Genomic DNA, 14682 nt, shown 5'->3' on the forward strand with positions numbered 1-14682 from the left:
ATTTCATCCTCCTAAACAATTTCTTCTGCTAAAGAAGCAATTTTATTATAACCACGCTCTTTAACTTCACGAGCCAAGACACCAAATACTCTAGTACCACGTGGCGTTTTATCTTCTTTAATAATTACTACTGCATTATCATCAAATTTTACACAAGAACCATCATTACGTTTTACACCAAATTTACTACGTACGACAACTGCTTTAACAACTTGTCCTTTTTTCATTGCACTATTAGGTGTTACTGATTTTGCTGAACAAACAACAATATCACCAATTTTAGCAAATTTTTTAGTACTACCACCCAAAACTCTAATAACCATAACTTCTTTAATACCAGTGTTGTCAGCCACATTGGCTCACGATAGATTTTGTAACATCTTTCTTATCCTCCTGGTTAATTAAGTTTTTTTATTTGTTTTAGATTCAATAATCTTTAACAAACGGAAGCGTTTTAGAGCTGAAAGTGGACGAGTTGAAATGATTTCAACCTTGTCACCAATTTTAGCTTGGTTAGTTTCATCATGGGCATGATACTTTTTAGTTGACTTAAAACTTTTATGGTACATTGGATGTCGTTTTGAAGTTTCAACAACAACAGTAATTGTTTTATCATTTTTGTCAGAACTTACAATTCCAACAAAAGTTTTACGTTGTTTGTTTGGAATAATATTTGTCATTATTCTTTGTCCTCCTTAGCTGGTGTCACAGTTTTCTTAACTGTAGGTTTTTTAGATGGTTTTTCTACTTTAGTAGTAGTAACTTTTTTAACTTCTTTGTTTGATGATTTTGCTTTAGTTGTTTTTTCAGTAACTTCTTTTTTAGCAATTTTATCTGATTCTTTAATAACTTCTGATTTAGTTATTGTTTTAACTTTAATATCTTTTTTATCATCAACTTTAGCAACTTTTTTAGTTTTTTTGCTTTCTTTATTTTCTTCTGGTAATACCATTTTATTAATATGTAATGGTTTGATTTTTTCACCATTATTAATTCTGATAGTTAATTCAGTTTTAATACGAGCAATATCCTTACGAAGATTATTTATCATATGCGGAATTTCTAGTTTACCTAACGAACTTTGAATTCGTAAAGCAAACAATTGCGCACGAAAAGTTTCTTCATGTTGTTGTAATTCTAAAGTTGATTTATTTTTAATTACTTGCATTTCCATTTGCTTCACCCAATTCTGTTGTTAAATTTTTAGCAACCTTTACTTCTTCTGTTGGTTTTATTTCTCTAGTAACAATTTTACATTTGATTGGCAACTTGTGCATTGCAAGACGCAATGCTTCACGTGCTGTTGCTTCATTAGGATATGATACTTCAAACATAACTGTTTTTGCTTTTACTACTGAAACTCAATGATCAATTGAACCTTTTCCTGAACCCATACGTACTTCCGCTGGTTTTCTAGTAATTGGTAAATGTGGAAAGATTCTAATTCAAACTTTTCCACCACGTTTCATGTAACGTGTCATTGCTACTCTGGCTGCTTCAATTTGTCTTTCAGTAATGTAAGAACCTTCTTCAGCACGAAGTCCGTAAGTTCCAAAAACAACTGTTTTACAACCTTTTGCAGTTCCTTCATAACTTAAACGGTGGACGCAAGAGTGTTTATATCTCTTAGGTATAGCCATCTTACTTTACCTCCTTACGTGGTTGTTGTGAGTAATTATTTCGGCGATTGTTATTATTTCTTTGATTATTTTTTGAAATAATTTCAGGTTGAGTTGAGTCAGTTCCTGATAAAATTTCACCTTTATATACTCAAACTTTAATACCAATTTGACCAAAAGTTGTTTTTGCTTCAGCAGTAGCATAATCAATATTACTACGTAATGTTGCTAAAGGAACACTACTTTCTGAATAACCTTCAACACGTGCCATATCCGCTTCACCAAGTCTTCCTGAAACACGAGTTTTAATTCCCTTTGCTCCAGCACGAAGTGCTTTACGAATTGCTAATTTTTGTGTTGTACGATGTGACATACGATTGCTTATTTGTTGTGCTAATGTATTAGCAATTGCTTGCGCATCAATATCAGGATTTTTAATTTCAACAACATTAATTCTAATACCTATTTTACGATTTTTAATTGTTTTACGAACTAGTGTTGTTAATACTTCAATGTTTGAACCGCCTTGCCCTAAAACTGAACCAACACGAACACAGTGGATAAATAAGGTAATTTGTGATTTAGTTCTTTCAATTTCAATTTTAGAAACACCAGAAGTTTTTAAATGTGCAAATAGTGCTTTTCTAATTTTGTGGTCTTCTAAAATTCATTTTGCTAAATCTTCGTTACTAGTTGCATATCAACGTGATTGTCAATCTTTATTGATACCATATCTTAATCCATTTGGACTAACTTTGTGACCCATATTACTTATTTACCTCCTAATTATCGCTAACCACGATAGTGATTTTGCTTGTTCTTTTTAAGATTTGATATGCTCTACCATGAGCACGGGGCATAAATCTTTTCATAGTTGGACCTTCATTTACAAATATTTCCTTAATACGTAATTTGTTGGCTTCCATTCCATAGTTATTAGCAGCATTAGCAACTGCTGAATTAATTAATTTTATAATTGGCTGTGCTGCGCGTTTTTTTTCATGAGCTAGAATTACTAGAGCTTTGGCAACAGCATTATCACGAACTAAATCCGCTACTAAACGCACTTTTCTTGGACTAATGCGTAATTTATCTAAATGAGCTTTTGCTTCCATAATTTCTATCTCCTAACGCTTTTTCTTGTCAGAACCGTGACCACCAAATTTACGTGTGGGTGCGAATTCTCCTAATTTATGACCAACCATATCTTCTGTTACATATACAGGTAAATGTGTTTTGCCATTATGTACACCGAATGTATGTCCAACAAATTGTGGGAAAATTGTTGAACGACGAGATCAAGTTTGAATAATTTTTTTTGATTTATTTTTATTTTGAGTTTCCACTTTGTTTAATAAATGACTATCAGCAAAGGGTCCTTTTTTTAAAGATCTTGACATATATTACTTTCCTCCTACTTTGTTGCATTTCTTCTTCGTACAATTAATTTATTTGATGCTTTTTTACTATCACGAGTTTTTAAACCTAATGCTTTTTTACCTCATGGTGTTACTGGAGCTTTTCTTCCGATTGGAGCTTTACCTTCTCCTCCACCATGTGGGTGATCATTTGGATTCATAACACTACCACGAACAGTAGGTCTAATTCCTTTTCAACGATTTCTTCCTGCTTTACCAATGTTTACTAAGTTATGATCATCATTTCCAACTGTACCAATTGTAGCTCGACAATTACTTAATACTTTTCTAACTTCACCTGATGTTAATTTTAATAATGTATACTTAGTTGTTTCATCACGACCAAGAATTTGAACACTACCACCAGCACTTCGTGCCATTTGTCCACCTTTACCTGGTTTTAATTCAACATTATGAACAACTGTTCCTTGTGGAATCTGTGATAATGGTAAACAGTTACCAACAGTAATATCAATTTTAACAGTATCACTGTTTTCACCACTTAATAACTTATCTCCTACTTTGATTCCTTTTGGTGCTAAGATATAACGCTTTTCACCATCAAGATAAGAAATAAGACAAATGTTAGCATTACGATTTGGATCGTATTCAATTGTTTTAACTGTTCCAACTACATTGTCTTTGTTACGTTTAAAATCAATAATACGGTATTTAACCTTATGACCATTACCTTGATGTCTTACTGTAATTTTACCTTGATTATTTCTACCAGCTTGTTTAACTAAATTTACTAATAAAGATTTTTCAGGGCTATTACCAATAGTTAAGTTCTGTTTGTAATCCAGAACGGTCATATTACGTCTTCCTGCAGTAGTGGGATTAATTTTTCTAATTGCCATTGTTTTTTTCTCCTTCCAATCTCATTAGCTTTGTTCTTCAGAACTAAACAAACTTAATTGTTCACTAGGAGCTAATTTAATAAGAGCTTTTTTTACTGCCGATGTTTTTCCAACAAATCTACCAACAGTTTTAGTTTTTGGTTTACTATTAATAATATTAACGTCTGCTACTTTAACTTCAAAAATCTGTTCAAAGGCTTTTTTAACGTGACTTTTATTAGCTTTACGGTTAACAGTAAATGTATAGATACCTTCAGCCATTTGTTTATAAGTTTTCTCAGTTAATACTGGTTTTACTATAACTTCACTTAAATGCATATTAAATTAAAGCCTCCTCAACGATTTTAATTGCCTCAGTAGTAAACAATACTTTTTTAGCATTTAATAAATCGTAAATATTAATACTATTAGCAGCGATTGTTGTTGTTCTAGGTAAATTACGACCTGATTTAATAACTGTTTCTTTATTGCTTATTCCTGAAACAATTAGTGTTTTATTGTTTGCTAATTCTAAAACTTTTAAAGTTTCTAACATAATTTTAGTTGAAGGTTTTTCAAAGTTTAATTCATCAATTACAACTATGTTTTTATTTTGGAATTTGGCAGCCAATGCTGATTTTATTGCCAATCTTCTTACTTTTTTTGGTAATCCAATTAAATAATTACGATCAGTATTTGGTCCAAAAACAATCCCCCCACCTTTTCATTGTGGTGAACGAATTGAGCCTTGACGCGCATTCCCTGTTCCTTTTTGTTTTCATGGTTTTCTACCAGCGCCAGCAACTTCAGCACGACTTTTAACAGCGTGTGTTCCTTGACGTTTTGTAGCATTATAACTTAATAAACTATCAAACTGCGCTTGCTTGTGGGGTTCAATTCCTCAAATTTTTTCGTTTAAAGTTAATTCGCTAACTTTTGTTCCAGCATTGTTAACAACATTAATTTTCATTTTGCTATCCTCCATAATTAACTTTATTGACCATCAGTAACTTCGGTTGTAGTATTTTGATTTCTAACAACTAATGATACTGGGGTTTTGAGAATTGGTTTTTTAACTGCTTGTTTAATAACAAGAAAGCCTTGTTTTGGTCCTGGAACTGAACCTTTTACTAAAAGATAATTATTTTCTTTATCTACTTTAATAACTTCTAAGTTAGCAACACTACGTTTAACATTTCCCATTTGCCCTGGCATTGGTTGTGATTTAAACACACGGTTAGCATTAATAGAACCTGTTGAACCCATTTGACGATGTAAACCTGATCCATGACCCATTGGACCACGTGATTGATTATGACGTTTAATACGTCCTGTAAATCCTTTACCTTTAGAAGTTCCTTGGACATCAACGAATTCACCTGCTGTGAATACATCAGCAACATTAATAAGATCTTTATGATTAAATCCGTTCATGTTACGAATTTCTTTCACGAAGCGCTTAGGTTGACTGTCGGCTTTTTTAAAGTGTCCAATTGTTGGTTTGTTTGATAAAGTAACGCGAAGATCGAACGTTGCAAGTTGTAAACTACTATATTTGTCTTTTACATTTGTTTTAACTTGACTTACTACATTTGGTTGTACTTCGATAATTGTTACTGGAACTAGTTGTCCGTTGTTTAAGAAAACTTGTGACATTCCTAGTTTCTTACCTAAGATTCCTTTCATAATTTCCTCCTTGGAATATGTTGTAAATAATTAATATTTATCGATTTTAATAATTTTTTTTATTAATCTTTTTTGATACTTGATTTAAAGTTGATTTTTTTTCATCTTTAGATTCGATTATCAAAGAGATACTAACACTATTAGGGATAGTAAGTCCACTTAGAGCATTTAAAGATTTTGGTGATAATTGAGCACCAATAATTCTTTTGTGAGTTCTCTTTTCAAATTGTTCACGTGAATCTTTATGTTTATGCGGTGAACGAAGAATAGTGAAAATTTCTTTATGAGTTGGTAATGGAATTGGACCTACCACTTCAGCACCTTCTTTTTTTAACACATCTTTAATTTTCTGTGCTATTTGGTCAATAGCTGAGTGATCATAACTTTCTAAACGAATTTTTACTTTGTCTCCTATGATTGCCATTGGCTATATCCTCCTTAGAACGATTTTTAATAAAATAAAGAACAAAACATGTGATATAATGACAACTGATATCAGTGTATCAGCATTTATAAATAACAATCACGCCTTGTAAGTATAACATAGTGTAATGGTAAAAGGGAATAGCAAAATACAAAAAAACAAAAAAATAATGGGTTTTTTTGTTCATAATCTTTTAACTATTAATTTAGTTGTAAAAAATAAAGATTTTTATTAAAAAAATAATAAAATACCGTTATTTTTTTATTATTTTCTTATTTTAAAAAAGTAAAAGGTAATATATAATTATATAATTATAATATTTCACAAAATTTATTTAAATAAAAATATTACATGATATAAATATAATAATGAAATTCTTTTAGCAAAAGATATTTAAACTTCAATTTTGATATAATTCTAAAATTAGTAAGTTACACTTTTATAACAACTATGTTGATTAAATTAGAAAAGGAATTACAATGAGAGTAAGAACCTGTTTAGGATCTTTTTTAACTTATTTTTGATTAAATTAATATCATAAATGTTATTTTATAGTTGAAAAATAAATTTTTAATCGATAAGTTGTCAAATGATAAAATCTTTTTAACAAAAAAATGACAAAGAAAATAAAATGTTAATTAACTGTCAGGTTAGAAATAATTATTCCCTTTTTTAGTTTAATTATGTTTAAAAGATTCCAAACAGGTTCTAAGAAATAAACCATGAGCAAAAGAATTTATTTTAACACATAATAATTTATGTATTAATGATCCCTATAATTACAAAGGGAAATGAAAGAAAAAAATATTTCAAAATAAAAATCCAATCAATATTGAAATTGGAAGCGGCAAAGGAAATTTCATTATAAATCTTGCTAAACAAAATTCAAATCAAAATTATATTGCTATTGAAAAAAAACATTTCTATTGTAACTATACTATTAAAAAAAACAGTTTTTGGGTTATCAGGATTATCTGTTGAAATAATTGAATAAGTGTTAGAACCAATTTTAAGTTGTTCTTTATAGCTATTATCAACTAAAAGTTTAATCAAATCTTTAATAGTATATTCACTTTTACTTCATTGACCGGTTTGTGATCAATAATATTAAGAACTAATAGTATCAGTTAAATTTACTGGATAACTAATTTTTCCTTCATTATGATATGTTCCTTGCTTAATAGTATATAAAACTGTTCCTATTGAATGTGATTTTAATTTAAATGATTGACTTGTATTAGTTAATGTTTCACTATCAGTAGTAGTTTTAGTTCCTTGTTGCTCTGAACCAAATTCAGCACTAGTTTCAACATCACTTTTACCAACTCAAGGAATTTTAAATTCAGCTTTAACTTTAACTCCAATTTTTTCTAATGTTTTTCAAGAAAAAGTATTAGAACCTGTTTGGAATCTTTTAAACATAATTAAACTAAAAAAGGGAATAATTATTTCTAACCTGACAGTTAATTAACATTTTATTTTCTTTGTCATTTTTTTGTTAAAAAGATTTTATCATTTGACAACTTATCGATTAAAAATTTATTTTTCAACTATAAAATAACATTTATGATATTAATTTAATCAAAAATAAGTTAAAAAAGATCCTAAACAGGTTCTTAGTATTAGTAATAGTTTTAGATTGTGATTGAGTTTGATAAATTTGTTCGGTATTAGAACTATTAGTATAAATGTCTTGAAAAGAATCTACTATATTTTCATCTTTAGCAACAGTCTTTATTGGTTTTAAAGTACCTTCTTTGCCAGTAAAATATTTATCATATTCTTTTTGAATCAAATCCTTCATGGAAATTGGTATTTCATAATTACCATCTGCTACTCATCCATTTTTTGGAATAATTGTATTATTAAGAACCTGTTTGGAATCTTTTAAACATAATTAAACTAAAAAAGGGAATAATTATTTCTAACCTGACAGTTAATTAACATTTTATTTTCTTTGTCATTTTTTTGTTAAAAAGATTTTATCATTTGACAACTTATTGATTAAAAATTTATTTTTCAACTATAAAATAACATTTATGATATTAATTTAATCAAAAATAAGTTAAAAAAGATCCTAAACAGGTTCTAATATCTTTAATAATATTTTCCATATTATCTGGTGGATATCAAGTAAGTCCATTCTTTTTTGTTTCATGTTTTATAGAAGTATCAGCAGAAGTACAAGCAACTACATTTGTTACTGTTACTGTTGAAAATCCTAAAATAGACATTAATGATAATAATTTCCTCATATTTTTGATCATATATTATTTTCCTCCTAAATATTTATACACACATGTTTTGTGTGACCATCTTAATTAGCAGGACAAATAATGATTTAAAGTCAAGTATATAGGGACTACGTCCCTCGCCACTACGTGACTCACCCAAATTATAGTCCCAGTAGGTTCACTGGGACTATAATCATTTTTATTTATCTTTATTTTTAGGTTTATCTTTCTTTTTTAAAATATTATCCAATTTATCTAAACCAGCAGATTTGGATGGGTTACACTTTATTGGACACTAATTACGTAGACAAGTGAACAAATTAGTGAAAAGAAAGGAAGTATAATTATGGCCAATATTAACTCATATTCAGATGAATTTAAAAAACAAATAGTAGCTTTATATCAAAGCGGTAAGTCAGTGTCTTGTCTTGCTAAAGAGTACAATGTTACAAGAGCAGCTACTTATAATTGAATTAAGCAATTTACTAATTCAGGTAGTTTTAAAACTAAAGATAATCGTTCTGTTGAAGAAAATGAATTAATTAAATTAAGAAAAGAATTAAAACAATTAAGAATGGAAAATGATATTTTAAAGCAAGCAGCACTAATAATAGGCAGAAAGTAGAAATTATTGCTAAAAATAAAGTTAAATATAAAATTCGCACAATGTGTCGTTTTTTGAAAATATCTAAATCAACATATTATTTTAACTTAAAGAAAAAAGAAAATAAAATCAAAAATAATATGTATGATGAAGCTGTTATTAGTGCTTTTAAAGAAAATAAAGAAGTTTATGGTACTAGAAGATTAAAAAAAATTTTAGAAAACCAAGAAATTTATTTATCACGCAGAAAAATTAAAGAAATTATGAATAAGCATAATTTAATATCAAAATACACTAAATTATCATTCAAAAATCATCATAATAAAGTCAATAATAGTCAAATAACCAATCTTGTTAATATAAACTTTAATAATAGGGTTAAAAATGAAGTTATTGTTAGTGATTTAACTTACGTTCAAGTTAATGGTAAATGAAACTATATTTGCCTATTAATAGACCTATTTAACCGAGAAATTATTGGACATAGTGTTGGAGTTAAAAAAGATGCATTACTAGTATATCAAGCATTTATGCAATCAAATCGCTGTTTAAAAGATATCCAAATATTTCATAGTGATCGAGGTAATGAATTTAACAATAAAATTATTAATAATCTTTTATTAGCATTCAATATTACTCGATCTTTAAGCAAAAAAGGTTGTCCTTATGATAATGCTGTTGCTGAAGCAACTTTTAAAACTTTCAAAACTGAATTTATTAATGATAAAAATTTTACATCATTAATCCAATTAAAATTAGAATTATTTGATTATATCAATTGATACAACAACATAAGAATCCACAGCACTTTAAACTACTTAACTCCTATCAAATATCAAGAACAAGTGTCTACCAAAAAATAGTCCTAAAAAGTGTTGCCATTCCACAATTCAATTTTCCAATTAAATTCAAATATTACTGAAGAAAATTTAGAAAAATTAGTCAAAAATTATTATGAAAAATTTGATAAAAATATTAAAATCTTAGAAAAAATAAATATTAAATTAAATGATACTATTGATACAAGTAATCGATTAAATATTAATAAAATTAATAATTCTCAACTACCACCATTATTAAAAACACTACAAAAAATAGAATCAAATATTATTTCAATACCAATTAACTAAAAATATTGTTAAATAACTTTTTTATAACTTTATTTACTTGTACTATAATTTTTCATATATTGAACTAATGTTTTAACTAATACACCCATACCACGATCATTTTTATAAGCAGTTCCCGCAATATCTAAATGTAAAAATGGTTTATCTTCGCTAAATTCTTTTAAAAATGCAGCAGCATTTGATGAACCACCATATGGATCTTTAGAAAGATTACTTAAATCAGCTATTTTAGATGAACGCATATTTAAAATATTTTGTTGATGAATTGGCATTCTTCAAATTTCTTCATTAGTTTGTTGTGATGATAAATCAAAATCATTAAATAATTTATCATCAGTAGCAAAAGCACCAGTCATATAACTACCTAATGCAACTAGCATTGCACCAGTTAAAGTTGATAATTCAATAATATGATTTGCTTTTCCTTTACATAAAGCATATGTCATACCATCTGCTAATACCAACCTTCCTTCGGCATCGGTATTATTAATTTCTACAGTTTTACCATTCATTGAAGTAAAGACTGTTTCTACTAAAGTAGCATGACTACCAATCTTATTTTCTGTTAAACAAGCAACAGCTACAAAGTTTATTTTTAATTGTAATTTAGCAGCAGCAATGGCAGCATTACATACACTAGCTGCACCCGACATATCAAATTTCATACCTTTCATTGCTGAAGAAGGTTTTAGTGAATAACCACCACTATCAAAAGTAATTCCTTTACCAACTAATCCTAAAATATCATCGGCATGCTGTGGATCACCTTTATATTCTAAAACAACAACACGAGCATCAAAATTACTTCCAGCATTAACTGCTAATAATAAATTCATATTTAGTTCTGTTATTTCTTTTTGCCCTAAAACTTTTATTGATAAATTTTTAATACCTTTTGCTGCATCTTGAATTTTTTTTGCAAAAACTTCGGGATATAACAAATTAGGTGGCATATCTTGCAAATTACGTGCTAAATTAATACTTTCTCCTTGAATTTCGATTTGTTGTTGTGAAGTATAGTTAGGGAATTTTGCTGTTGAAACAACATTATATTTAACTTTTTTTTCTTCATTGTTTTTACTTTTTAAAGTATATTCTTTAAAAGTACCGAATCATAATGCTTCATATATAGTTTGTAAAAGTATACTTTCATCTAAATTACTCGTAACAAAAGATTTGACATCAATATCCAAATCTTGACTATTATTACTACTAAAATTTACAAAAAAATTATAAACATCATTACGAGTTAAGCCTTTACTATCACCTAAATATAGGTAATAAGTTTTATCTTCAGAAATTAATGTTAATTTATTTTTTTCTTTAGCAATCAATTCATGAGGAACTTTATCAGCAAATACCGCTGTTAATTTTAATTTTAATTCAAGTTTACTACTAACATTAAGTAGAATATTTTTATCCATATTTTCACTCCTAAATGGTAATATTAAAATAATTACAATATATCTGAATTAATATTTTCGAAAATTACAACAAAAATAGATAAGTTAAACAATATTATTGTATTATTATTGTATTGTAATATTACCATAGAATGGAGCAAAAACTATGAAGCGTTCTGAATTAAATGAAAAAGATAAAAAAAAGTACTGCTGAGATTTTAAGCATTTATTTATTAATAATGAATCTTGAAAAAAAGCTTTACCTGAGTTTGATAAATTTGCCAATCAACTTTTAACTTTTAAAGGAAAATTAAATAATATTGATAACTTTAAAAAATATTTAGCAATTAGCAAAGAAATATCAATGTTAGGCTCTAAAGTTGTGCAATATTTACATTATGGAGATTTAGATCAAACTAACTTAGAATTGCAACAATTATCTAGTTTATTTGCGACTCAACAAAGTAAGTTATCGGAAAAGTTAGCATGAATTGAACCAGAAATCAAAACTATTGGTTTACAAACTATTAAAAACTGAATTAATAATGACCCCTCATTAATGATATATAAACATGATATGGAAGTTTTTTTTAAATTTGAAAAATTTATTTTAAGTGAGCACGATGAAACTTTACTAAGCAAAGTTAGCAAATCAAGAAGTGCTGCTGGTGGTTTATATGATAGTTTGGTTTATGCTGATAAACAAAAAACAATGTTTAATTATCAAAATAAAGAACAAGAATTAACACAAACTTTATATTTAGACATTTTAGAAAATAGTAATCCAGTAAAAGATCAACAATTAAGAATTGATATTTCAAAAAAATTTTATGAAGATATTAAAAATAAAAAACATTCATTAGCACAAGTTTATGAAAGCATTTTAGAAGTAGTTGTTGAAGAAATAAAAATTCGTAACAACGATAAAGAAAAAGATAATAAAAAACATTTAACTACTTTAGAATATAGTTTATTAAGTGATGATGTACCATTAATACTATATGAAAATTTAATAAAAACAGGACAGAAACACGCTATTTTAGTAGAAGAATTTTATAATTTAAAACGTAAATTTTTTAAATTTAAAAAATTTTATAGTACCGATACTAGTTTAAAAATGACAACAATACCAACTAAAAAATTCAGTGTTGAAGAAGGTATTAATTCAGTTAAAGAAATTTTAAGTATCTTAGGTGATGAATATTTAGAGCAGTTAAACTTAGCATTATTACCAGGTAGAATTGACTATTATGAAGACACAAATAAACGAACTGGTGCTTATTCAACAGGTGGTAATGGCGTAGAACCCATTATTTTAATGAATTGAGATGATACTATTAATTCACTTAATACACTAGCTCATGAATTAGGTCATTCTGTTCACACCCTATTTTCAGAAAAATATCAAAAATATCCAAATGCTGACTATCCAATTATTTTAGCTGAAGTTGCTTCAACAGTTAATGAACATCTAGCCTTTGATTATTTATATAATAAAGCGTCAAATAATCAAGAACGCATTTACTTACTACAAACTCATATTGAAACTGTAATTGGTACTTTTTTTCGTCAAATTCAATTTGCTGAATTTGAATGAGAAGCACATAAATTAGTAGAAAAAGAAGTGCCATTAAACGCCGATATTTTGGCTGATTTATTTGAAAATACAGCTAATAAATATGGACAAAAAGCATTAGATAAATACGAAGAAAAAGCAAAAGGATACTCATGACCACGAATTCTTCATTTTTTCCACTCACCTTATTATGTTTATAAATATGCTACTTCAATTACCGTTTCTTATAAACTTTATGAAGATGTTAAAAATGGCAAAAAAGAAAATTTACTTAACTTTTTAAAAGCCGGTGGCAGCAAATATCCATTAGATATTTTAAAAGATGCGGGTGTTGATTTAACACAAATTGATGTTTATAACCCATTAATTACTAATTTAAAGAAAATGATTAACCAATTATCAGACTTAATTAATAATAAAGATAATTAAATTGCAAAAAAATAATATATAATACTAATGGTGTTTTAGTCCTTTAGCATTTTATTTAAAACGTTATAAAATAATATGTACATATTTTGACTATTACAATTAGTAAAGACTAAGGAGAATAAATAAAAAATGAATGTGAAATTTGATTTTGAAGATATAAATCTAATTGCAAATAAAGGAATAGTTAAATCACGAAAAGAATGTGATACCAGTGTTAAACTAAATGGTTTTACTTTTAAAATTCCAATTATTCCGGCAAATATGAGTGCTGTCATTAACCAAGAATTATGTATTTGATTGGCTAAAAATAATTACTTTTATGTAATGCACCGTTTTAATATCGATCAAATTAAATTTATTAAAAGTATGCATGAACAAAAGTTATATGCTTCAATTAGCATTGGTGTTAAAAAAGAGGATAAAGAGTTACTTGAACAATTAATCAAACTGAATCTAATTCCAGAATTTATTACTATTGATATTGCACATGGTCATAGTAATGCTATGGAAGAAATGATTAAATTTATAAAAACTACTTTTGCTAAAACAAATACTAAACCTTTTATTATTGCTGGTAACGTTATGACAAAAACCGCTGTTAAAGATTTAGAAAAATGAGGCGCTGATGCAATTAAATTTGGTGTTGGCCCAGGAAAAGCTTGTATTACTAAACTAAAAACTGGATTTGGTACAGGTGGTTGACAATTAAATGCTTTACAAGATGTTGCCAATAGTACCACTAAACCATTAATTGCAGATGGTGGTATTAGATGTAATGGTGATATTGCTAAAGCAATAGCTTTTGGTGCCACTATGATTATGGCAGGAAGTATTTTAGCGGGTTATGATGAATCACCTGGCAAAATTGTTACAATAAATGGTCAATCTTACAAAGAATATTTTGGATCAGCAAGTATTTTTAACAAAGCGGAAGCGAAAAATATTGAAGGTAAAAAAATACTTGTTCCATATAAAGGTTCAATTGCTGATACTTATAAAGAAATGGAAGAAGATTTACAATCTGCTATTTCTTATGCTGGTGGTAAAGATTTATCTGCATTAACAAAATGTGATTATGTTATTGTTAAAGGTACTATTAATAATGGTGATGATCGTTAATAATTTTTAATTTTTCTTTAAAAACAATTCTGGGTACCCAGAATTGTTTTTTATTAAAATACAAGCAAATCAAATGCCTATGATGATAATTGAATTCACTGTGATAATTGTTTAATGATATTAAAGAATCTAATAATTAAATTATTTTTAATATTTAAACTACTTTGTCTAAAACTTTTTTTCTGATTTTTTGGTAATGTT

General features: G+C 27.5%; 20 protein-coding genes and 1 pseudogene. 5 read left to right on the forward strand and 16 right to left on the reverse strand.

What is annotated here, in order from left to right; genetic code table 4:
* Positions 1 to 11: 11 nt before the first annotated feature.
* The 12 genes and pseudogenes from rplN to rpsJ form a co-directional block, all read right to left on the reverse strand.
* Positions 12 to 380: a 50S ribosomal protein L14 gene (gene rplN / locus ACXUB0_RS09570; protein ID WP_174480924.1), complete on the reverse strand. Its 369-nt coding sequence runs from the start codon at positions 378 to 380 to the stop codon at positions 12 to 14.
* Positions 381 to 401: 21 nt separating this feature from the next.
* A complete protein-coding gene (rpsQ, locus tag ACXUB0_RS09575) occupies positions 402 to 680 on the reverse strand; it encodes a 30S ribosomal protein S17 (RefSeq protein WP_458258502.1) in 279 nt (92 codons plus the stop codon).
* The gene (gene rpmC, locus ACXUB0_RS09580; protein WP_458258503.1) at positions 680 to 1174 is read right to left on the reverse strand and encodes a 50S ribosomal protein L29; all 495 of its coding nucleotides are present in this window, start codon (positions 1172 to 1174) and stop codon (positions 680 to 682) included. The genes rpsQ and rpmC overlap by 1 nt, the downstream gene beginning before the upstream one ends.
* Positions 1155 to 1640 carry a 50S ribosomal protein L16 gene (rplP, locus tag ACXUB0_RS09585; RefSeq protein ID WP_458258504.1) on the reverse strand — a complete coding sequence of 162 codons (486 nt, stop codon included), beginning with the start codon at positions 1638 to 1640 and terminating at the stop codon, positions 1155 to 1157. The genes rpmC and rplP overlap by 20 nt, the downstream gene beginning before the upstream one ends.
* Before the next feature lies 1 nt (position 1641).
* Positions 1642 to 2385, reverse strand: a complete 744-nt coding sequence (gene rpsC / locus ACXUB0_RS09590) for a 30S ribosomal protein S3 (RefSeq protein WP_458258505.1) — start codon at positions 2383 to 2385, stop codon at positions 1642 to 1644.
* A gap of 16 nt (positions 2386 to 2401) precedes the next feature.
* Positions 2402 to 2734 (reverse strand): 50S ribosomal protein L22, encoded by a 333-nt coding sequence (rplV, locus tag ACXUB0_RS09595; protein ID WP_174480929.1) that lies wholly within the window; start codon positions 2732 to 2734, stop codon positions 2402 to 2404.
* Between the two features lie 12 nt (positions 2735 to 2746).
* Positions 2747 to 3019 (reverse strand): 30S ribosomal protein S19, encoded by a 273-nt coding sequence (rpsS, locus tag ACXUB0_RS09600; protein ID WP_174480930.1) that lies wholly within the window; start codon positions 3017 to 3019, stop codon positions 2747 to 2749.
* Between the two features lie 14 nt (positions 3020 to 3033).
* Entirely contained in the window at positions 3034 to 3897 is an 864-nt protein-coding gene (gene rplB / locus ACXUB0_RS09605) for a 50S ribosomal protein L2 (RefSeq protein WP_458258506.1), read from the reverse strand.
* Between the two features lie 24 nt (positions 3898 to 3921).
* Positions 3922 to 4215, reverse strand: coding sequence for a 50S ribosomal protein L23 (rplW, locus tag ACXUB0_RS09610; RefSeq protein ID WP_458258507.1), 294 nt, complete (start codon positions 4213 to 4215; stop codon positions 3922 to 3924).
* 1 nt (position 4216) lies between these two features.
* Entirely contained in the window at positions 4217 to 4846 is a 630-nt protein-coding gene (gene rplD / locus ACXUB0_RS09615; RefSeq protein ID WP_458258508.1) for a 50S ribosomal protein L4, read from the reverse strand.
* Positions 4847 to 4869: 23 nt separating this feature from the next.
* The gene (rplC, locus tag ACXUB0_RS09620) at positions 4870 to 5562 is read right to left on the reverse strand and encodes a 50S ribosomal protein L3 (RefSeq protein WP_174480934.1); all 693 of its coding nucleotides are present in this window, start codon (positions 5560 to 5562) and stop codon (positions 4870 to 4872) included.
* Between the two features lie 115 nt (positions 5563 to 5677).
* Positions 5678 to 5980 (reverse strand): annotated as a pseudogene (rpsJ, locus tag ACXUB0_RS09625) (30S ribosomal protein S10); the annotation flags it as partial.
* An 831-nt stretch (positions 5981 to 6811) separates the two neighbouring features.
* Between rpsJ and ACXUB0_RS09630 the strand changes: the two are divergent.
* Complete coding sequence (locus ACXUB0_RS09630) at positions 6812 to 7027, forward strand: hypothetical protein (protein WP_458258815.1); 216 nt, start codon at positions 6812 to 6814, stop codon at positions 7025 to 7027.
* A gap of 66 nt (positions 7028 to 7093) precedes the next feature.
* Here ACXUB0_RS09630 and ACXUB0_RS09635 read toward each other — a convergent pair whose 3' ends face one another.
* The 3 genes from ACXUB0_RS09635 to ACXUB0_RS09645 all read right to left on the reverse strand — a co-directional run bounded on the left by ACXUB0_RS09635 (position 7094) and on the right by ACXUB0_RS09645 (position 8253).
* A complete protein-coding gene (locus ACXUB0_RS09635) occupies positions 7094 to 7408 on the reverse strand; it encodes an ETX/MTX2 family pore-forming toxin (protein ID WP_458258509.1) in 315 nt (104 codons plus the stop codon).
* Between the two features lie 142 nt (positions 7409 to 7550).
* Entirely contained in the window at positions 7551 to 7790 is a 240-nt protein-coding gene (locus ACXUB0_RS09640; protein ID WP_458258510.1) for a hypothetical protein, read from the reverse strand.
* A 241-nt stretch (positions 7791 to 8031) separates the two neighbouring features.
* On the reverse strand, positions 8032 to 8253 hold the full coding sequence (locus ACXUB0_RS09645; RefSeq protein ID WP_458258511.1) for a hypothetical protein: 222 nt from the start codon (positions 8251 to 8253) through the stop codon (positions 8032 to 8034).
* Positions 8254 to 8566: 313 nt separating this feature from the next.
* Here ACXUB0_RS09645 and ACXUB0_RS09650 point away from each other — a divergent pair.
* Positions 8567 to 9687, forward strand: a protein-coding gene (locus ACXUB0_RS09650) for an IS3 family transposase (RefSeq protein ID WP_458258512.1) whose coding sequence is annotated in 2 segments (ribosomal slippage) — positions 8567 to 8810 and positions 8810 to 9687 — 1122 coding nt in all. Because the reading frame shifts where the segments join, the coding sequence is not laid out codon by codon here.
* A 9-nt stretch (positions 9688 to 9696) separates the two neighbouring features.
* Positions 9697 to 9954 (forward strand): hypothetical protein, encoded by a 258-nt coding sequence (locus ACXUB0_RS09655; protein WP_458258513.1) that lies wholly within the window; start codon positions 9697 to 9699, stop codon positions 9952 to 9954.
* Positions 9955 to 9983: 29 nt separating this feature from the next.
* Here the strand turns inward: ACXUB0_RS09655 and ACXUB0_RS09660 are convergent, their stop codons facing one another.
* The gene (locus tag ACXUB0_RS09660; RefSeq protein WP_458258514.1) at positions 9984 to 11378 is read right to left on the reverse strand and encodes a M17 family metallopeptidase; all 1395 of its coding nucleotides are present in this window, start codon (positions 11376 to 11378) and stop codon (positions 9984 to 9986) included.
* A 145-nt stretch (positions 11379 to 11523) separates the two neighbouring features.
* On the opposite strand from ACXUB0_RS09660, the gene pepF reads away from it, so the two are divergent.
* Entirely contained in the window at positions 11524 to 13362 is a 1839-nt protein-coding gene (gene pepF, locus ACXUB0_RS09665; protein WP_458258515.1) for an oligoendopeptidase F, read from the forward strand.
* Between the two features lie 129 nt (positions 13363 to 13491).
* Positions 13492 to 14481 carry a GMP reductase gene (locus ACXUB0_RS09670; RefSeq protein ID WP_252320243.1) on the forward strand — a complete coding sequence of 330 codons (990 nt, stop codon included), beginning with the start codon at positions 13492 to 13494 and terminating at the stop codon, positions 14479 to 14481.
* Positions 14482 to 14682 lie beyond the last annotated feature (201 nt).

This window comes from Spiroplasma endosymbiont of Dactylopius coccus (genome assembly GCF_977110965.1).